The organism is Mesorhizobium sp. CA15 (assembly GCF_020165215.1).
In the GTDB taxonomy this organism is placed as follows: Bacteria; Pseudomonadota; Alphaproteobacteria; order Rhizobiales; family Rhizobiaceae; genus Mesorhizobium.
Genome location: NZ_JAIUHQ010000002.1, coordinates 403,384 through 420,954, shown reverse-complemented (window position 1 = coordinate 420,954; position 17,571 = coordinate 403,384). Strand labels below are relative to the sequence as shown.

The 17,571-nt window shown below is 63.4% G+C and carries 17 protein-coding genes; 4 read left to right on the top strand and 13 right to left on the bottom strand.

Annotated features, from left to right (window positions below; all coding sequences use genetic code 11):
- Nucleotides 1-232: 232 nt before the first annotated feature.
- From LB515_RS05450 to LB515_RS05395, 12 genes are all read right to left on the bottom strand, one after another.
- On the bottom strand, nucleotides 233-1,216 hold the full coding sequence (locus LB515_RS05450; protein ID WP_224707003.1) for an ROK family protein: 984 nt from the start codon (nucleotides 1,214-1,216) through the stop codon (nucleotides 233-235).
- Nucleotides 1,216-1,938, bottom strand: a complete 723-nt coding sequence (locus LB515_RS05445) for a ribulose-phosphate 3-epimerase (protein ID WP_224707002.1) — start codon at nucleotides 1,936-1,938, stop codon at nucleotides 1,216-1,218. The genes LB515_RS05450 and LB515_RS05445 overlap by 1 nt, the downstream gene beginning before the upstream one ends.
- On the bottom strand, nucleotides 1,935-2,762 hold the full coding sequence (locus tag LB515_RS05440; protein WP_224707001.1) for an alpha/beta fold hydrolase: 828 nt from the start codon (nucleotides 2,760-2,762) through the stop codon (nucleotides 1,935-1,937). Before LB515_RS05440 ends, LB515_RS05445 begins: the two co-directional genes overlap by 4 nt.
- Entirely contained in the window at nucleotides 2,762-3,580 is an 819-nt protein-coding gene (locus tag LB515_RS05435) for a sugar phosphate isomerase/epimerase family protein (protein ID WP_224707000.1), read from the bottom strand. Before LB515_RS05435 ends, LB515_RS05440 begins: the two co-directional genes overlap by 1 nt.
- A complete protein-coding gene (locus LB515_RS05430; RefSeq protein ID WP_224706999.1) occupies nucleotides 3,580-4,656 on the bottom strand; it encodes a Gfo/Idh/MocA family protein in 1,077 nt (358 codons plus the stop codon). The genes LB515_RS05435 and LB515_RS05430 overlap by 1 nt, the downstream gene beginning before the upstream one ends.
- A 4-nt stretch (nucleotides 4,657-4,660) precedes the next feature.
- Complete coding sequence (locus tag LB515_RS05425; protein ID WP_224706998.1) at nucleotides 4,661-5,482, bottom strand: sugar phosphate isomerase/epimerase family protein; 822 nt, start codon at nucleotides 5,480-5,482, stop codon at nucleotides 4,661-4,663.
- A 32-nt stretch (nucleotides 5,483-5,514) separates the two neighbouring features.
- The gene (locus tag LB515_RS05420; protein ID WP_224706997.1) at nucleotides 5,515-6,357 is read right to left on the bottom strand and encodes a carbohydrate ABC transporter permease; all 843 of its coding nucleotides are present in this window, start codon (nucleotides 6,355-6,357) and stop codon (nucleotides 5,515-5,517) included.
- 5 nt (nucleotides 6,358-6,362) lie between these two features.
- Nucleotides 6,363-7,259, bottom strand: a complete 897-nt coding sequence (locus LB515_RS05415) for a carbohydrate ABC transporter permease (protein WP_224706996.1) — start codon at nucleotides 7,257-7,259, stop codon at nucleotides 6,363-6,365.
- Nucleotides 7,260-7,385: 126 nt separating this feature from the next.
- Nucleotides 7,386-8,633 (bottom strand): ABC transporter substrate-binding protein, encoded by a 1,248-nt coding sequence (locus LB515_RS05410; protein ID WP_224706995.1) that lies wholly within the window; start codon nucleotides 8,631-8,633, stop codon nucleotides 7,386-7,388.
- A gap of 112 nt (nucleotides 8,634-8,745) precedes the next feature.
- Entirely contained in the window at nucleotides 8,746-9,891 is a 1,146-nt protein-coding gene (locus tag LB515_RS05405) for an ABC transporter ATP-binding protein (RefSeq protein WP_224706994.1), read from the bottom strand.
- An 86-nt stretch (nucleotides 9,892-9,977) separates the two neighbouring features.
- Nucleotides 9,978-10,928 carry a PfkB family carbohydrate kinase gene (locus LB515_RS05400; protein ID WP_224706993.1) on the bottom strand — a complete coding sequence of 317 codons (951 nt, stop codon included), beginning with the start codon at nucleotides 10,926-10,928 and terminating at the stop codon, nucleotides 9,978-9,980.
- A gap of 3 nt (nucleotides 10,929-10,931) precedes the next feature.
- Nucleotides 10,932-11,732 (bottom strand): class I fructose-bisphosphate aldolase, encoded by an 801-nt coding sequence (locus LB515_RS05395; RefSeq protein ID WP_224706992.1) that lies wholly within the window; start codon nucleotides 11,730-11,732, stop codon nucleotides 10,932-10,934.
- Nucleotides 11,733-11,915: 183 nt separating this feature from the next.
- Here LB515_RS05395 and LB515_RS05390 point away from each other — a divergent pair, with 183 nt between their 5' ends.
- Both LB515_RS05390 and LB515_RS05385 read left to right on the top strand, forming a co-directional pair.
- Nucleotides 11,916-13,064: a Gfo/Idh/MocA family protein gene (locus LB515_RS05390; protein WP_224706991.1), complete on the top strand. Its 1,149-nt coding sequence runs from the start codon at nucleotides 11,916-11,918 to the stop codon at nucleotides 13,062-13,064.
- A gap of 9 nt (nucleotides 13,065-13,073) precedes the next feature.
- On the top strand, nucleotides 13,074-14,027 hold the full coding sequence (locus LB515_RS05385) for an alpha/beta hydrolase (protein WP_263490182.1): 954 nt from the start codon (nucleotides 13,074-13,076) through the stop codon (nucleotides 14,025-14,027).
- Here the strand turns inward: LB515_RS05385 and LB515_RS05380 are convergent.
- The gene (locus tag LB515_RS05380; protein WP_224706989.1) at nucleotides 14,024-15,046 is read right to left on the bottom strand and encodes a LacI family DNA-binding transcriptional regulator; all 1,023 of its coding nucleotides are present in this window, start codon (nucleotides 15,044-15,046) and stop codon (nucleotides 14,024-14,026) included. The two genes, LB515_RS05385 and LB515_RS05380, sit on opposite strands and share 4 nt — an antisense overlap.
- A 238-nt stretch (nucleotides 15,047-15,284) precedes the next feature.
- On the opposite strand from LB515_RS05380, the gene LB515_RS05375 reads away from it, so the two are divergent.
- Together LB515_RS05375 and LB515_RS05370 are read left to right on the top strand one after the other, a co-directional pair.
- A complete protein-coding gene (locus tag LB515_RS05375; protein ID WP_224706988.1) occupies nucleotides 15,285-16,232 on the top strand; it encodes a sugar kinase in 948 nt (315 codons plus the stop codon).
- The gene (locus tag LB515_RS05370) at nucleotides 16,229-17,515 is read left to right on the top strand and encodes a D-tagatose-bisphosphate aldolase, class II, non-catalytic subunit (RefSeq protein WP_224706987.1); all 1,287 of its coding nucleotides are present in this window, start codon (nucleotides 16,229-16,231) and stop codon (nucleotides 17,513-17,515) included. The genes LB515_RS05375 and LB515_RS05370 overlap by 4 nt, the downstream gene beginning before the upstream one ends.
- Nucleotides 17,516-17,571 lie beyond the last annotated feature (56 nt).

Here is a 17,571-nt window from a genome sequence, read left to right as displayed (position 1 = left end):
TTCATGTCAGACGTTGCTCCTCCCAGAGCGCTGACGATGTCACATCAGCATTATCGCATGTTTCGAAATAATTTTACGTACGTCAAGAATTAAAATGGAATGCAGCGCATTTTATGGTCCAGGTGCCGGAAGGCTCCCTTCGATGATCTCCACCGACCGACAGATTTCCGCAGCAACTTGAGCTTCGGCCACGGCTTACCGGGCCCCGAGCCTCTGCCGGCGCGCTCTCGGTTTAGTCGTTCTGCACCATGGCCAACGCCGTGCCCGGTTCGCCTTCCCACAGGATCAGGCTTGCCGCGCCGACCAGCCCGGCGCGGTCGCCGAGCTCGGCCGGCACGATCGGCACGTCGCGATAGGCCTGCATGGCGCGCTCCGCGATGGTTGCCCTGATCCCCGGTGCCAGCAGGTCGAAGCCGTTGGCGAGTCCGCCGCCCATGACGATCACCTCAGGCGAATAGAGATGCAGAAGATTGGTGAAGCCGATGCCGAGCCATTTCGCCTCCGCCTCGACCAAGTCGCTCGCCGCCACATCCCCTGTCCGCGCGGCCTCGACGACATGGCGGGCCGAGACGTCGCCGTCTTTGGAAAGCCGCCGCAACTGCGAGCCGTCGCCAGGGGCGGTGAGCCGCGTCGCCCGGCGCCCGAGAGCGGTGCCCGAAGCGACAGCCTCGAAGCAGCCGACATTGCCGCAGAAGCAGCGATCGCCTTCTCCGGTGATCGTCATGTGGCCGATCTCGGCCGCCAGCCCGCGCCGGCCGTGATAGATGTGGCCATCGGCGATCACGCCGCCGCCTATGCCGGTCGAAACGGTGACGAAGACCAGCGAGCCGGCGCCGCGTCCGGCGCCGAAGCGCCATTCGCCGAGCGCTGCCGCATTAGCATCGTTCTCCAACCGCACCGGCAGGCTGAACTGCCGGCTCAAAATGTCGATTATCGGCACGTTGTGCCAGCCGGAGAGCGTTGGCGGTCCGATGACGATCCCTGCCTTGGGGTCGAGCGGACCAGGCGCGCAGGCGCCGATGCCGATCACGTTGGCCCGGGGGTGGTCGTCCAGCAGTTTGTCCGCGAGCGCGATGATCCGGCCGATGACCGCCTCCGATCCCGCTTCAGTCATCGTCGATTCCGAGACGCGCGCCACAACCTCGCCGCCGCGCCCGATCAGCGCGCCGCGCAGCTCGGTGCCACCTAGATCGAAGGCAAGCGCAAGCGTGCTCATCAGGCGGCGGCCTTCAGCCCATGCAGCCAGGCCATGCGCTGCGCGAGGTCGGGGTCGCCGAAGGCGAGCGAGCCGAGCACCACGGTGTCGGCTCCGGCGGCGCGCAGCAGCGGCACCGTCTCATGTCGGATGCCGCCATCGGCTGCCAAAATGATGTCGGCCTCGCGGCCGGCCTTCCGCATCAGCGCGCGCGCCTCGATCAGTCTTGGACAGGCCTGCTCGGACAGGCTCTGCCCCTTGACGCCGATCGACGTGCCGAGCAGCGTCACAAACGCGACGTCAGGCAGGAACGGCTCGATTGCATCGACGGGTGTTTCGAGCCTGAGCACCACGCCCGCCTCGGCGCCGAGTTCGTGCGCCAGTTTCACCGCGCGCAGACCTGCATTGCCGTTTTCGGCGTGGATGGTGATGACGTCGGCGCCGGCTTCGATGAACTGGCGCGTCTGGGCCTCGACGATTTCCGCCTCGACCATCAGATGCACATGGATCGGTTTGGCCGTCAGCCTGGCGATGCGTCCCACCAGATCCGGGAAGAACAGGAAGCCGGGAGTGAAGCGGGCGTCTGCCACGTCGATGTGGAGCAGGTCGGCATGGGCTTCGATCCGCTTCAGGTCGCGCTCCATGTTGGCGAGATCCGCCGACCAAAGCGAGAATTCGCCGAGGAGCCGATTGCGCGGCAGCGCGGCTATGGCCGCGGGTCCGGAGAGAGGTTTGCTGGTCATGACGGAAGAAGGCTCCGGACTTTCGATTGGGAATGAAGGAAGAAGCTGATCTGCTCGTGCAGTTCCGCGAAATGCTTCGCGCTGTCGCGCGCCTTGGGCGTGACCTCGGCAAAGGTCGAGTTGGGTATCGCGGCAGCCAGTGCATAGGCGGTCGACAATGGGTGCACGGCATCGATTTCGTTGCCGATGACCAGCGCCGGAACGTCGAGCGCGGCAGCGTCGCGTTCGGCAACGGCGGGTCCGTCGGCGGCGATGTTGGCCAGCACTCGTGCGAAGGCTTTGGCGTCAGGCCGGTCGAAATAGCCGAGCAGCGAGGCGAGATTGTCGGGCGCCTCGCGATTGAGCCGTGCAGCGGTTTCCGATCGCGCGAAGATCGCTCTCGCTTTCTCCGGGCCGTGGACCAGGATGAGCTCGGCGACCTCGGCAATCGGCTGCATGTTCTGCGGCGCTGGCGAGAACGTCCATGCCGGCCGCACCAGGATGAGGCCAGTGACACGCTCCGGATGGCGGCAGGCGAGGCGCAGCGCGATTCCCGCACCCATTGAAACGCCGCCAGCAACGAAGCGGTCGAGGCCGGCCCGGTCGGCTGCGGCAAGCACGTCGTAGGCGAACATTTCGAACGAGAACGGCCGCCCTTCACCGAGGCTGGAGCCGCCATGGCCGCGGCATTCCAGCGTGATGCGGCGGAAGCCGGTGGGGAAAGTCTGCGCGACCTGCGCCTCGCCGCCGCCTAGCCCGTGCTGGAAGACGACCGCCGGGCCTTCGCCCGTGTCGGTCATGAGCAGCGTCGCGCCGTCGCGAAGAAGCGCCATCTGCCCCGCCATCACACCAGCTCCATCAGGAAACGCGCTACCCCAGGGGCTTCCTCGGCCGATAGCCCGTGTGTCACCAGCGGCCCGTCGAAGCCTGTGGCCTTCAGGCGAGTGATGAAGTCGGGGAAGTCGACCACGCCCTGTCCGGCCGTGGCGAAGCGGCCATCGGCGAAGCGGTCCTTGGCATGCGCCAGATAGACATGGCCCGCCGCGCGCTCGACCGCTTCGGCAACGATGGAGCGTGCCTGGTCCGCGTTCGCTCGCTCGAACAGATTGGCTGGATCTAGCACCATGCGCAGCCGCTTCGAGCCCATCTCAGCGATCAGCCGCATGGCGGCGTCGGCCGAGGTGACGATGTTGGCCTGCTCCGGCTCGATGCCGAGATCAACCCCATGGCGCTCGGCGATCAACAACGCTTTCTCCATTTCGCGCGCCATGTCGACCCAGGCCGAGGGATCGGCATTGTTTGGGTGGTACGCCCACTGGTCCTCGGCGTTGCGCGTCCCGGTGCAGAGCGCGACAAGCGGGATCGAAAGCCTGGCCGCGGTTTCGATGACGACCGCCAGCCGTCGCAGTCCATCCTCGCGCATCCGGCTGTCCGGATGCGCCATGTTGTATGTGCCGGAGAGAGCGGCGAGACCGATCCCAGTCGCCTTGGCAGCGGCACTGATGGCGTCGATCACCGCGTCCGGAACCGCGTCCGGCATCGAGGGCAGGCCGGCACAGGCGAGGTTGAACTGGGTGACCGCGAAGCCCGCATCTCGGACAGCAGCAAGCACATTCCTGGGCTCGCTGCCCGGGAAAGTCTTGGCGAACACCCCGACCTGCATCAGACCGCTCCCGTCACGCTGGCGAGCTCGACGCGCTCGCCGCTCTCGACCGAGCGGGAGATCGCCACCATGGCGCGGATGGAAGCGAGTCCGTCCCCGACCGTGGCGCCGCGCTGCGGCAAGCCGTTGAGGACCGTGTCGGCGAGGCCTTCCAATTGGCGACGGAAGAAATGGCCGTCAGCGCCGAGCGGCTTGCGCGACGTTGCGTCCTTCTCGTGAAAGATGTCGACCTCGCTGGCGCGGAAATACCAAGGATTGAAGGTCTTCGCGATCACCGAGCCGTTCTGGCCATAGAGCTGGAAGCCCTCGTGCCAGTCCATCCGCACGGCGACGGTGAGGTCGAGATGGCCGAGCGCGCCATTGGCGAATTCGGTTTCAACGAACCAGCAATAGGCGCCGAAGCGCTCGTTGAGGCGGGCACGAACTGCCGTGACCTCGCCGCATAGGAATCGCGCCGTGTCGACGAGGTGCGAGCCATGCGCCAGCATGAAATACTGCCGCAGGTCCGCCTTTGGATTGCCGCCCGGTTTCTTCGCCAGCTTGCTTGTGATGGGCAGCGGCTGCACCGCGTCGGTGTTGGTATAGCGATGGGTGGAATCGCAATACCAGGCCTTGAGCGCCAGGATCTCGCCCATCTCGTCGCGCACGAAATCGCGCGCCGCCTCCAGCGCCGGGTCGAAGCGCTTCATGTGGCCGACCTGCAGCACTTTGCCCGAGCTTGTGACTGCTTCGGCAAGCTTCTCGCCTTCCTCGACTGAGACGCCGATCGGCTTTTCGCACAGCACATGCTTGCCCGCTTCCAGCGCCTTGATCGACATCGGCACGTGATAGGCGTCCGACGTGGCGACAATCACCGCCTCGAGCTGCGGATCTGCGAGCATTTCGTCATAGTCGCCATACATCTTCCGCGGCTCGTAGGTGGCGCCCATCCGCGCCAGCAGATCGGGCGCCGCATCGCAGATCGCGTAGAGGTCGGCGTTGCTTGCCTTCACGCAGGATTCCAGATGGGCGAACTGCGCAATCGGCCCGCAGCCGAGCACACCGACACGAAGGCGACGGTCTTTCTTGGTGATCATCGTCTCAGGCCCCGTAGCCGCGCATGGTCTGGCGGTTGGTCTTGACCGCGCCGGCCGGATCGGCGGCGGCAGTCTCGGATTCTTCCTCAAGCACCAGCCAGCCGTTGAAGTAGGGGGCAGCACTTGCGATCTCGATCACCTTCGCCGTGTCGCAGACCCCTTTGCCGAGCATCGCCCAGGCGCCGTTCGCATCGACATCCTTCAGATGCACGTAGCGAATGCGGTCGCGATAGGTCGTGAGCGTGTCGGCCATGTCCTTGTGGCCGCGCAATATGTGCCCCGTGTCCGGCACCCAGCCGACCAGCGAAGCGTCGATCAACCCAAAGATGCTGTCATAGTCGGCGCGGTCGAAGAGCAGCGTGTTGTGGTGCGAGCTCGGATGCACCGCGACCTGGACGCCGGCCTTGCGGCCGATCTCGCCGGCACGGTTGTAGACTTCCGCTGCTATGGCGAACTTGTCCTCGCGCGGCCCGTCCGACACGACGGTCGCCGAGCCCATCGACACCAGCGCGCCGGGAAAGGCGGCGGCGAAGTCGATCCAGCGCCTGGCGGTGTCGAGGTCCTCGCCGATTTTCTCTTTGAGCGTAAAGCCGCTCTTCGAACCGACGGCGAAGGAGACGAGCGTGAGGCCGGACGCCTTCAGCGCGGCGGCGAATTCCGCCGGCTTGCCGGCATAGCGGCCGATCATCGTGTCTGTGATCTCGATGCCGGCATAGCCGCCATTAGAAATCGCCTTCAAGAGATCGTCCGGGCCTCCGGCAAAACGGTCTCCCAGCATTTCCCAGGTGAAGGTCTGGCAGCCGACTTTGAGGTCTCTCACGTTCATCCTTTCATTCCTTAGTTCTCCACGGGACGTGCCTATTTGACCGAGCCCGCGGTCATGCCGGCGAGGAAGAACCTCTGGGCAATGAGGTAGATCAACAAGAGCGGCAACGAGCCGAGCACGCTCATCGCCATCATCTGGTTCCATTCGAAAGCGTGCTGCCCCATCAAAAGCTGGATGCCGATAGGGACGGTGCGCATGGAGGTCGACTTCGTCAGCGTCAGCGCGAAGAGGAATTCATTCCAGCACAGAAGGAAGGTGTAGACCGACGTCGCCACGATCCCGGGCAGCGAGATCGGCACGATCACCCGCCAGAGCGCTGTCCAACTGGTGCCGCCGTCGACGGCGACAGCTTCGTCGAGATCGCGGGGCAAGGTGTTCAGATAGCCCGTCATCAAAAGGATCGCGTAGGGCAGCGTGAAGACCAGATAGGTCAGGATCAGCGCGATATAGGTGTCGAAGATGCGATACGAGACGACGAGCCCGAAGAAGGGGATCAGAAGCGTGATCGGCGGGATGGTCTGCGTGCTGATGATGAGTGTGTTCAGGCTGCCCTTGCCACGGAAATTGAAACGGCTGAACCCGTAGGCTGCCAGCAAGGCGATCAGCACCGTCAGCACGGTCACCGCGAAGGCCACGAAGTAGCTGTTGAAGAAGAAGCGCAGCTTGACCGGGTCGCCAAGGATCGCCGCATAGGCTTCGAGCGTGAAGGCTTTCGGCAGGATGGTTGGAGGCAGGGCGAAGATCTCGGTGTTCGATTTGAACGAGCTGCTCAGCATCCAGTAGATCGGAAAGGCCGCGAAAAGCAGCCCCGCGACAAGTGCGACATGCAGCGCGACGGTGATCAGCCTGTCCTTCGTCGTGTGCCTCTTCCTCATGGTGATTACCGGGCCTTCTGATAGCGGACGTAGAACAGCGTCAGGCCAAGCGAGATCAGCAGGATGACCACGGCGCTCGCCGACGCCTGGGACAGGTTGTAGCTCGAGAACGCCAGCTTGTAGGTGTAGGTGCTGAGCACCTCGGTCGAGTAGATCGGACCGCCGCCCGTCGTGATCCAGATCAACGGGAAGACTTGCATCGTCCAGATAAAGTCGAGCAGCGAGATGCTGATGATGATCGGCATCAGCTGCGGGATGGTGATGAAGATCAGCTTCTGGTAGGCCTTCGCTCCGTCGATATCGGCGGCCTCGTAGAAATCCTTGGGAATGCCCTGCAGGCCCGCGAGCAGACTGACCATGAACAGCGGGTAGCCTGCCCAGATATTGGCGAAGGTGACGGCATGCAGCGCCGTCTCGGGCGAGGAAAACCACTCGATCTTGGAACCGATGAGACCCAGCTGCATAAGAATGCTGTTGACGACACCGTTGGGCTCGAGCAGCAGGCGCCAGATCACAGCGATGATCACCGCGGTGAAAAGCCAGGGCAGTATGTAGAGCACACGCAGGATGTTGCGCAGCGTCGGATTGATGCGGTCGCTGTTCAGCATGAGCGCGAAGATCATGCCGATGGTCATGTGGAAAATGACGCTCATGCACGTGAAGTAGAGCGTGTGCCATAGCGAGGCCCAGAACACGGGATCGGCAAAGATAGCCTGGTAGTGTTTCAGTCCGGCAAAGGATGAGTCGCGACGCAGCACCGCGCTGTTTTGGAACGAATAGGAAATCACCGTCACCATCGGTAGCAGCATCAGCAGGCCGATGATCACCAGCGAGGGCGACAGATAGAGATAGGGTGCGACCGTTCGTTTTAGTCTGTGACGGGAGCGCTTCTGCCGGGTCATGTGCCAACCTTGGGATACGCCTTCGAAGGAAGGCGAGCTTCGCGAACACTCGCGTTGCCGGTACGTTGCTGCCGGAAGGCCTGCCCGAAGCCAGGCCTCCCGGTCGAAGATCGTAAAACAGGCCGATCAGAACTTCGCCGTCCATCCTTTTTGAGCATTGGCCGCGGCTTGTTCCGGAGACTGCTCGCCCGCCAGCATCTTCTGGGCTTCGGTGTCGAACTGTGTCATCAGGTCTTCAGCCACCGGCAGACCCGTGAATTCGTTGGCGAGGTAGCCGGTCTTGAAGATTTCGAACGCCTTCCCGAAAGCCTTGTCCGACGTCACGAAATCGGGCTTGGCGTTGACGTTGCCCGGGAAGGCGTTAGCCAGCGACACGAGCTTGGCGTTGACCTTCTCGCTCATCAGATACTGGACGAGTTTCCAGGCCTCTTCCTGGTGTTTCGAGCCGGCAGAGATGCCGATGCCCCAAGAGGCATAGGGAAGGCCGCGCTTGCCCGTATAGCCCTCCACGACCGGAACCGGAATGAGGTCGAAGTTCAGCTTGGGATTGCGCTTGCGGATGAGGTTCACATGCGCGAGCGAGTCGATCATCATTCCGACTCGATCGTTGACGAATTCCTCGACCTTTTCCTGTTCGGTCTTGGTGGCGATGCCGGGCGAGATGGTGCCGGCGTCGTTGAGCGACTTGACGAAGGTGAGCATGTCCACCACCGGCTTGCCCTCGAGGGCGGGCTTGCCGTCAGCCATCATCGACTGACCCGATGCCCAGACCCACGACATCATGTCGTTCTGGACGCCGGACGGCGTTTGCAGGGAGAGCGGCAGCACCCAGCCATACTGGTTCTTGTCGGCATGGGTCATCTTCTTGGCGGCTTCGAGGAACTCCGTGCGGGTCGACGGCAGCTTGGTCACGCCCGCCTGGGCGGCGAGGTCCAGATTGACGAAAACCGGATAGACGAACGAAGCGACGGGGAACATCACTGCCTTACCATCCACCTTGATGATGTCCGCGACTTGCGCCTTGTCGAACTTGCTCGCATCCATCATCGGGTTCATGTCGGCGAGCGCGTTCTGCGCGTTCAAATTGTTCACCCAGGCGCCGTCGAGGCCGACGACATCGCTGAGCGTTCCGGTCGCGGCGCCGACCGAGATCTGGTCTCGCGTGGTCGCATATGGTCCGCTGACCAGCGTCACCCTGATGCCGGGATTTGCCGCCTCGAATTCGTCCATGATCTTCCGCAGCGAGCCTGCGGGCAGTTCGGGCTCCCACCATTGGGTGAATTCCAGGGTCGTGTCCGCCATGGCGCTGGTTGCGCCAAGCAGCCATGCAGCCGCGGCCACCTTCAGGATTATGGGCTTTATCCGAAACGTCATTTTCTCCTCCTTCTTTGAGATCGGCCGCACAATGCGGAAGATCGTCTGGTTTATTCAGCAGTCTTCATTCGCAGGCGCCTCGCTCCCCGCCTGCTGGCCTTGCCGCAAATCTTCAGATCGCCAGATGCGTCTCGGGATCGAAGAAATGGAGCTTGGTATCATCCAGGGCCAACCGGATTTCCGAGCCGGAGCGGACCGCGCTTTCCGGTTCGAATTTCGCCACCGCATTCGACGCCAGGCCGAAGTCCTCCACCGCGTCCGGGTCGCCTGAATCCACCCGGACCGCCTCGATGTTGAGATGGACGATGTGTTCCGACCCGAGCTCTTCGATCGAGGTCACCTTTGCCGGCAGCGTCTGGTACTTGCGGCCGGATTCGAGGCTGCTGTCATAGAGATGCTCCGGCCGGATCCCGAAGACGATTTTGCGCCCCGCATACGACCTCAGGCCCGATCTGCGCTCGAAGGCTGCATCCTGCAGCCGGATGGCAAAGGTGCCGGCAGTCAGTTCGTCGCCCGTCAGTGTCCCTTCGAAAAGGTTCATCGAAGGCGAGCCGATGAAGCCGGCGACGAAGGCGTTGACCGGCGATTCATAGAGCCGCTTCGGTGTGTCGACCTGCTGCAGCACGCCCCCTTTCAGCACCGCGACCCTGTCTCCCATGGTCATCGCTTCGGTCTGGTCGTGGGTCACATAGATGGTCGTCACGCCAAGCTGCTTTTGCAGGCTGGTGATCTCGGCGCGCATCTGGACGCGCAGTTTCGCATCCAGATTGGAGAGCGGTTCGTCCATGAGAAAGGCGGCTGGCTCGCGCACCATGGCGCGGCCCATGGCAACCCGCTGGCGCTGTCCACCGGAAAGGTTGGCGGGCTTGCTATCTAGCAGCGACGTCAGCTGAAGGGTCTTGGCGATCTCGTCCACGCGCTTCTTGCGCTCGGTCTTCGGCTTGCCCGCCAGCCGCATCGAGAAGGCGATGTTTTCGGACACTGTCATATGCGGGTAGAGCGCATAGCTCTGGAAGACCATCGCGATGTCGCGGTCCTTGGGCGGCATGTCTACGACGTCGACGCCGCCTATGCGAAGGCTGCCGCTGGTGATGTCCTCCAATCCCGCGATCATCCGCAAGGCGGTGGATTTGCCGCAGCCGGACGGCCCAACCAGGATCAGGAACTCGCCGTCCTCGACCGACAGGTTCAATCGGTCGATCGCGCGAAAATTGTTCCCGTAGGTTTTGCAGATATTCTCAAGGATGACTTCCGCCATATTCCTCCCTCCACAAGTCAAAGGCGATGATTTTTGTTTTTCACCTTGGTTTTTTTGCTTGTGAAAATTTCCCGGGTGTTTTCAGCCTATGTTCCGGTATCGAGTTGCGCGCTTTTCAGTTCGACCGCCGATGGCGCGCTCGCCGATCCCAGCAATTCCGTGACCTGGTTCTCGGTCGGAAGCGCCTCGCGTCCGCCACGCCCAGTTATCGAAAGCGCCGCCGCCGCGGCAGCAAATGCCACCCGGCCCGCGGTATCGGCTCCGCTCGCCAATGCATGGGCATAGGCGCCATGAAAGCAGTCGCCGGCCCCGGTCGAGTCGACGACGGCAACCCGGTGCGGAGGCAGGTGCCATAGCGCCGTATCCTCCCGTCCGCGGTAATAGACGCCCCGACTGCCATCGGTCAGAACCACGGCGGAGCGCGACGGCGACCACAAGGCATCAAGCATCTCGGCGGGCGCTCGGCGGCCCGTGGCGGTCCGCGCAAAGCCAAGCGGAAGAATGAGATGGTCGCAGAGCATCATCAGCCTGTCCGTGGCTGGGCCGACGCTCCATTCGATATCGCCGAGAATAGCAAGGCCGAGATCACGAGCGCGGGCCACGACATCCAGCGAGCGGATCGCGTAGCTGTCGACGATCAGGACGGTCGCGCGGCTGAGGATCTCGTCCGGAAAGTCCGGTGCGGTGCCCAGCATCGCGTCATCGTCATAGGCGATGAACCGGTCACCGTCCGAACCGACGGTGATGCACGAGCGTACCGGGCGCGCGTCGGGATGGCGTGGCGCGAACGCGGTTTCAACGCCGCTGGCGACGAGGTCGCACAACACGGCATCGTCATCGGCGGTGCCCAGCCACCCGATGAAGCCGGCGCTTCCGTCGAGCCGCGCGACGGCGGCAAGGGCCGTCGCGACATTTCCGCCGAAAGCGCGCGTGCTTTGCAGAACCTTCCCCTTGCCCGCTGACAACGGCTGATCGACATAGACGATGTCGTCTATCGCAATGGCGCCGAAGCCGAGGATCGAGGGGACGCTGGGCATGGTTCAGGCGCCCGCCTTCGCAAGCGCTTCTTGCGCCGAAAGCCCGTCATGGATGACGCTCCGAAAGGCAAGCGCTGCCTTCTGTGGATCGCCGTGCCCCCAGAGGTTGCGGCCTACCACGGCGCCGCGCGCGCCGGCACGGATGGCGTCCGCCGTCTGCTGAAGCGCGCCGAGCAGCGTATCGGTCTTCGGCCCGCCTGCGATGACGACCGGCACAGGGCAGGTCCGGACGGTCTCCCGGAAGGACTCGAAGTCGCCCGTGTAGCCGATCTTGATCACGTCGACGCCGGACTCGTAGCCGATGCGCGCCGCATAGGCGATCTCGTCGGGCGTGAAGACGATCTTTGTTCCCTCGGTGAAATCGCGCGGATAGATATGCGCCACCACCGGCATGCCGTATCGGGCCGCCACGTTCACTGAATCGGTCAGCCAGCGTATATACTTGCCCTCGGTCGCGCCGCGCACGGGAATGGCAACGGCCAACGCGTCGGCGCCGGCGCGCACCGCATCCTCCGGCGTCGCGATCAACTCGCTGATGCGATCGTCCGGCGTGAAACAGCCGGCCTGGATTACCAGGGAAGCCTTGCCCGCATATTGGGGCCAAAGGTGGCGCGCGGTGCCGGGCTGGATGCTGACATAGTCGGGCTCCCCCGCCATGACGCGGGCCAGCGCGCCGGGCAGATCGGCAAGGCCGCCTTTGCGCACGTCGCCGTAGCCGACGAAGTGGTCGACCGCGCCGCCAAATAGATTCCCCGATGGATGCGAAAAGAGGCGCGCAAGGCGCACTTTGGTCCCTAGGCTCATAATTCCCTATTCTCTTGATTTACAAGGCCCGCGGCCTGTGATGCTGGGTCAGCGTTTTCATATGCTCTATAAAAATTTTACGCGCGTCAAGATTTAAAATGCGCTATAGCGAGTCACGAAAATTGTCCGTCGCTGTCGCGATGGCTTGTCTCGGGCGTCGCCGATTGGGAGGTCGAAAGGGAAATGCAAACAAATTCAGGAGCGAAGCTCGGTGTCGGCGTCATCGGATGCGGTAACATCTCGATGACCTATCTACGCAACGCCGCACTTTTTGCCGGTGTGGAATTGCGCGCTTGCGCCGATATTTCCGCCGAGATGGCTGTGTTGCGCGGGAAGGAATATGGCATCCGCGCTCTCGGCGTCGATGCGTTGCTCGCCGACCCGGAGGTCGATCTCGTCCTCAACCTCACCATTCCCGCGGCACATTTCGACATCTCGTTTTCGGCGCTCTCGGCGGGAAAGCATGTCTTCACCGAAAAGCCGCTCGCCACCTCGGCCAGCGATGGTCGCAAGCTGGTGGCGGAGGCGGCGAAACGGGGATTGCTGCTGGGCTCGGCTCCCGATACTTTCCTCGGCGCCGCCGGACGCCGCGCGCGCCGACTGATGGACGAGGGCGCGATCGGGCGGGCCGTGACCGGCACCGCCTTCATGATGGGGCGCGGCATGGAGCACTGGCATCCGAACCCGCAATTTTACTACCAGCCAGGCGGCGGCCCGGTCTTCGACATGGGGCCGTATTATCTGACGATGCTCGTCAACCTGCTCGGCCCCGTCACCCGTGTCATGGCGATGGCCACCCGCGGCCAGGAGGAGCGGCTGATCATTGCCGACGGCCCATACAAGAACACCAGCTTCAGGGTCGGCACGCCGACCAATATCCTGTCGCTGCTCGAGTTCCGCTCCGGCGTCACCGTCACCTTCGGCGCCTCGTGGGACGTCTTCAAGCACTCCAACCACCCCATCGAGCTGCACGGCACGGAAGGGTCGCTCAGGCTGCCCGATCCCGACACCTTCGGCGGCACGGTCTCGGTTTCCGCGCGGGGGGCTGACTGGAAGGATTTCGCCAGCGAAAGCGAGCTCTATGGCGCGCGCAACTGGCCCTATGCGGCGCCAGATCGCGCCAACTACCGCATGCTCGGCGTCGCTGATCTGGCGCGTTCGTTGTCGGAGAAGAGAAAGCCGCGCGCTTCCGGCGAGCTGGCGCTGCATGTGCTGGAGATCATGGAGGCCATCCTCGCCTCGGGCGAGAGCCGCAACTCGGTCGCCATCGTCGGCACTGTTGACCAGCCGCCGCTGCTTGGCGAGGACGAGGCGGCGAGCCTGCTGGCCTGAGCCCCCGTGTTGTCCCCGCTCGATCCGCAGGCGCGGAAGGCTCTCGAACTCGGCCGCCAGGCGCATGAGCCGCCTTTCGAGACAGGCACGCCCGAGCAGGCGCGACGCGCCTACGACCACGGTTTCCCCGGGCTGCAAGGCGAGCGCGAGCCCGTCGCTTCGGTGTGCGAACAAACCATCGTCGGGCCCGGTGGCCCTCTCAACCTTCGCATCTATCGAGGGCAGGGCGCGCCGACAGCCAATGCGCCGGCGCTGCTCTACTTGCACGGTGGCGGCTGGGTCATCGGCAATCTCGATTCCCATGACGAGATCTGCCGTTGGTTCGCCAACATCGCCTCATGCGTCGTCGTCTCGCCGGACTACCGGCTGGCGCCGGAGCACAAGTTTCCGGCTGCCGTCGAGGACTGCCGCGCCGTTCTCTCCTTCATGCAGGATATGCCCGGTGGGCTTGGCGTCGATCCCAGCCGCATAGCCGTTGCCGGCGACAGTGCCGGCGGAAACCTCGCCGCAGTGCTGGCGCTGCTTGCCCGCGATGACAAATGCCCTCCGACCGCGCAGCTCCTGTTCTATCCCAACACCGATGCAGCTCAGACGGCGGACAGCTATCGCCGCTTCGGCGAAGGTTTTGGCCTGACCGCCAGGACCATGGCCTGGTTCCGCGACCACTATGTCCGCAGCGCCGCCGACATGAATGACTGGCGTGTCTCGCCGCTCAAGGCAAAGAGTCTTGCCGGGGCCGCTCCCGCCTTTGTCGGCATCGCAGGCCACGACATTCTCACCGACGAGGGCGAAGCCTATGCCGCGCGTCTCCAAGACGACGGCGTTCCGGTCGTGCTAGAGCGCTGGCCGGGCCAGATCCACGGCTTCGTCTCGACGGGCCGCCATGGTCCGGCGTCGCGTCAGGCGGTCGAGGCTGCTGTTGCGGCCTGGCGCGAATTCGATCCGGCGTTTGACACAGCCTAGGCCGATTGGCGCATCACCAGCGTTGCGTCGAGGCTGACCCTGGGCGTCACCGCGGCCGCATTCTCGTCGAGCATTGCAAGCAGCGTCTCGACACTGCGGCCTGCCATCGCGGCGAAATCCTGCGCCATGGTGGTGAGCGCCGGACAGGTGTAGCGACTCAGCGGATGGTCATCATGCGCTGCGACCCGTAGGTCGCAGTCGGTCTTGCGTCCCACCTTCAGGCCCGTCGAAAAGGCCGCCGCCATGACGCCGAAGGCGAGGCGGTCGTTGGCGCACAGGATGGTCTTGCCCGGTAGACCGCCATTGTCGAGCATCTTCTCCGTCTGCTCGTAGCCGATGCGCTCGAAGTCCCAAGTGTAGTTGTCGGTGTTGCCAAAGACGGTCGGCTCGAATCCCAGTCGCTGCATCGAGGCAACATAGCTGCTCAATCGCTCCGCCGAATTGTGATTGACGTGTGGGATGTCGAAATAAACCGGGGCATCGCCGGAACGGCAAAGGTAGTCCACGATCGTCGCGACACTCTTGGCGTTGTTGTTGCCCACAAATGGCGTGTCACCTTCCAGAAAGGTGTCGAAATAAACAATCGGGATGGTCTGCGTGAGCTTTTCTAGGGTTCTCTGATCGGATCGTTTGCCCAGCGGCGCGATCAGCGCGCCGGATACCTTCAGGGACAAGACGGTCCGAGTGGCTTCGATCTCGAGTTCGGTCGAGCCATGCGAGGAAATGACGACCGGCCAATAGCCTTCATCGCGTAGCCTGAGCTCGATCCGGCTGACCATCTCGGAGTAAAATGGATCGGTGACCGTCGGCACGACGATGCCAATGCTGCGGGTGCGCTTCCGGTTGAGGTTGCGGGCAAAAAGATTGGGCTGGTAGTCGGACGAGCGCAGCGCCTCCTCGATCCGTTTTCTGGTCGCCGGCTTCACGCTGGCCGGATCGTCGAAATATTTCGACAAGGTTGGCCGAGACACGCCGCAGGCGCGGGCGAAATCCTCCATGGTCTTGTGCGTCGTCGACATTTAAAGCCCTCGCGCCGCGGAACTTCCAATGGATGCGTCCATGTGTTGCCCCGGCGCCATCACTACGGTGCGCCGACCCGCGAGCGCAAGTTGAAATTTTACAGGAAGTTTTACAAGTTTCAACGCGTCGAAAGAAATTATTGCATGCGTAAAAATAATTAATTGACGTAAAAATTTCGACGCCATATTGAATTTGCGGACGGAGCAGCCGTGCGGCGGCGAATCCCGGAGGTCATGGATGAAGAAGCTGGTCTGCGCCGGTGAAATCCTCGTCGAGATTATGGCTGAACGGATAGGCCAGAGCTTTCTCGAGCCTGGACCGCTGGTAGGTCCGTTTCCGTCCGGCGCCCCGGCGATCTTCATTGGCCAAGCGGCGGCGCTTGGTCAGCCCGCAGGCCTGATCGGCGCCATCGGCGAGGACGATTTTGGTCAGCTGAACATTGACCGGTTGCGCGCGCTCGGCGCCGACGTTTCGGCAATCACATCACACCGGGGCCATGCCACCGGCACCGCCTTCGTCACTTATCTGGCCGATGCCTCGAGGCATTTCGTCTTCAACATCTCCAACAGCGCGGCGGGCCTGATTGCCATCGATGATGCCGCAAGACACTTGCTTGCCGACGCCGACCACTTTCATGTCATGGGCTCCTCGCTGTTCTCGGACAAGTCGGCCGAAGTTGTGCTCGCCGCGATCGCGGCCGTGAGGGGCAGGGGCGGCACCGTGTCCTTCGACCCCAACATCCGGCGCGAGATCATGCAGGACGCCGGCATGCGCGAGGCGCTCGAGGGCGTCTTGGCGCAGACCGATATCTTTCTGCCCAGCGGCAACGAGTTGCTCCTGTTCTCTTCAGCTGGCGACGAGCAGGGCGCAATCGTCGAACTGCTTGGTCGGGGCATATCTTGCATCGTGCTAAAGAGAGGCGCGGCCGGCGCCATCTATCACGATCGCCAGAGCTTGGTCGCAATGCCCGGATTCGCAGTCGACGAAGTGGACCCGACCGGCGCTGGCGACTGCTTCGGAGCCGCCTTCGTATCCTTCTGGTTGCGCGGCGCCGCGCCTGCCGAGGCGCTGCGCATCGCCAACGCCTGCGGCGCGCTTGCGGTAACACGGAAGGGACCCATGGAAGGCATTCACCGGCTCGCAGATGTCGAGGCTTTCATCGCCAGGGCCGGGACAGGCGCATGAACTGCGCGACCGAGAGATTGGCGGCCATCGGCGCGCGGCGCGCGGCGGGTAGCAGGGGAGGTATCGCCTCGATCTGCTCGGCGCATCCGCTGGTGATCGAGGCGGCACTCCGGCATGGCGTGCTGCACGGCGCCGATGTCGTTATTGAGGCGACCTGCAACCAGGTCAATCACGAAGGCGGTTACACCGGTATGGCGCCGGCCGCCTTTCGCCGCCTCGTCGAAACGCATGCTGGCAGGGCCGGTCTTCCCCTCGATCGTCTGATCCTCGGCGGTGACCATCTTGGACCCAATCCCTGGAAGCAGGACTCCGCTGCCGAGGCGATGCGGAAAGCGGCTGCGATGATCGAGTCCTATGCGGCGGCCGGCTTCACCAAGCTGCATCTCGACACCAGCATGGCCTGTGCCGACGATCCGGTACGGCTCCCCGACGAGACGATTGCCACCCGCGCGGCCGAGCTTGCCAAGGTCGCCGAGGCGGCCGTCGCGCGCACCGGCAGTGAGAAACCCGTCTACATCATCGGTACCGAAGTGCCGGCTCCTGGCGGTGCTCTGAAGCCGCTCGAACATATGCAGGTGACCAAGCCGGACGACGCGCACCGTTCCGTCGAGCTCCACCGCCGGGCCTTTGCAAGCCGTGGGCTGGACGAGGCCTTTGACCGGGTCATCGGCGTCGTCGTCCAGCCCGGTGTCGAATTCGGCAATGCCGACGTCATTGCCTATGCGCCGGAGAAGGCGATCGAGTTGGTCGCTGTCCTGAAACGCATGCCGCAATTCGTTTTCGAAGCGCATTCGACCGACTACCAGCCGCCGGAAGCGCTGGGCATGCTGGTGCGTGAAGGTTTCGCCATCCTCAAAGTCGGCCCATGGCTTACCTTCGCGCTGCGCGAGGCGCTCTACGGCCTCAGTCTGATCGCCGACCAGATGGTGCCCGACCCATCCCGGGAAAATCTGCAAGCGGCGATGGAGCGGGTGATGGTCGCCTCGCCCGACAACTGGCGCAACTACTATTCCGGTACATTGGACGAGCAACGCCTGCAGCGACATTTCTCCTTCAGTGACCGTATCCGTTACTATTGGCAGTCCGCCGGCGCGCAGCAAGCAACCGGAGCCTTGCTGGCCGCGCTTGGCGACAGGGATATTCCCCGCCCGCTAATCAGCCAATATATCGGCCACCTCGATGTCGAGGTCGGCGCGGGCCGCATCAGGCCGACTGCGCATGGACTTCTAATCGGCAGCGTGACACGCGTGCTCGACATCTATCGCAGCGCCACGAACCAGTGAGCCGCCTTCGCTTCCGGGCCCTCCGATTTTGATTCAGCCCGCGTGGACTCCTATAG

What these genes read in the sequence shown, in the direction of transcription:
- LB515_RS05405 (WP_224706994.1), bottom strand. Translation starts at nt 9,891, where the DNA reads ATGGCGGAAGTCATCCTTGAGAATATCTGCAAAACCTACGGGAACAAT.
- LB515_RS05375 (WP_224706988.1), top strand. Translation starts at nt 15,285, where the DNA reads ATGAAGAAGCTGGTCTGCGCCGGTGAAATCCTCGTCGAGATTATGGCT.
- LB515_RS05370 (WP_224706987.1), top strand. Translation starts at nt 16,229, where the DNA reads ATGAACTGCGCGACCGAGAGATTGGCGGCCATCGGCGCGCGGCGCGCG.
- LB515_RS05425 (WP_224706998.1), bottom strand. Translation starts at nt 5,482, where the DNA reads ATGAACGTGAGAGACCTCAAAGTCGGCTGCCAGACCTTCACCTGGGAA.
- LB515_RS05395 (WP_224706992.1), bottom strand. Translation starts at nt 11,732, where the DNA reads ATGAGCCTAGGGACCAAAGTGCGCCTTGCGCGCCTCTTTTCGCATCCA.
- LB515_RS05420 (WP_224706997.1), bottom strand. Translation starts at nt 6,357, where the DNA reads ATGAGGAAGAGGCACACGACGAAGGACAGGCTGATCACCGTCGCGCTG.
- LB515_RS05445 (WP_224707002.1), bottom strand. Translation starts at nt 1,938, where the DNA reads ATGACCAGCAAACCTCTCTCCGGACCCGCGGCCATAGCCGCGCTGCCG.
- LB515_RS05450 (WP_224707003.1), bottom strand. Translation starts at nt 1,216, where the DNA reads ATGAGCACGCTTGCGCTTGCCTTCGATCTAGGTGGCACCGAGCTGCGC.
- LB515_RS05410 (WP_224706995.1), bottom strand. Translation starts at nt 8,633, where the DNA reads ATGACGTTTCGGATAAAGCCCATAATCCTGAAGGTGGCCGCGGCTGCA.
- LB515_RS05415 (WP_224706996.1), bottom strand. Translation starts at nt 7,259, where the DNA reads ATGACCCGGCAGAAGCGCTCCCGTCACAGACTAAAACGAACGGTCGCA.
- LB515_RS05380 (WP_224706989.1), bottom strand. Translation starts at nt 15,046, where the DNA reads ATGTCGACGACGCACAAGACCATGGAGGATTTCGCCCGCGCCTGCGGC.
- LB515_RS05390 (WP_224706991.1), top strand. Translation starts at nt 11,916, where the DNA reads ATGCAAACAAATTCAGGAGCGAAGCTCGGTGTCGGCGTCATCGGATGC.
- LB515_RS05440 (WP_224707001.1), bottom strand. Translation starts at nt 2,762, where the DNA reads ATGGCGGGGCAGATGGCGCTTCTTCGCGACGGCGCGACGCTGCTCATG.
- LB515_RS05400 (WP_224706993.1), bottom strand. Translation starts at nt 10,928, where the DNA reads ATGCCCAGCGTCCCCTCGATCCTCGGCTTCGGCGCCATTGCGATAGAC.
- LB515_RS05435 (WP_224707000.1), bottom strand. Translation starts at nt 3,580, where the DNA reads ATGCAGGTCGGGGTGTTCGCCAAGACTTTCCCGGGCAGCGAGCCCAGG.
- LB515_RS05430 (WP_224706999.1), bottom strand. Translation starts at nt 4,656, where the DNA reads ATGATCACCAAGAAAGACCGTCGCCTTCGTGTCGGTGTGCTCGGCTGC.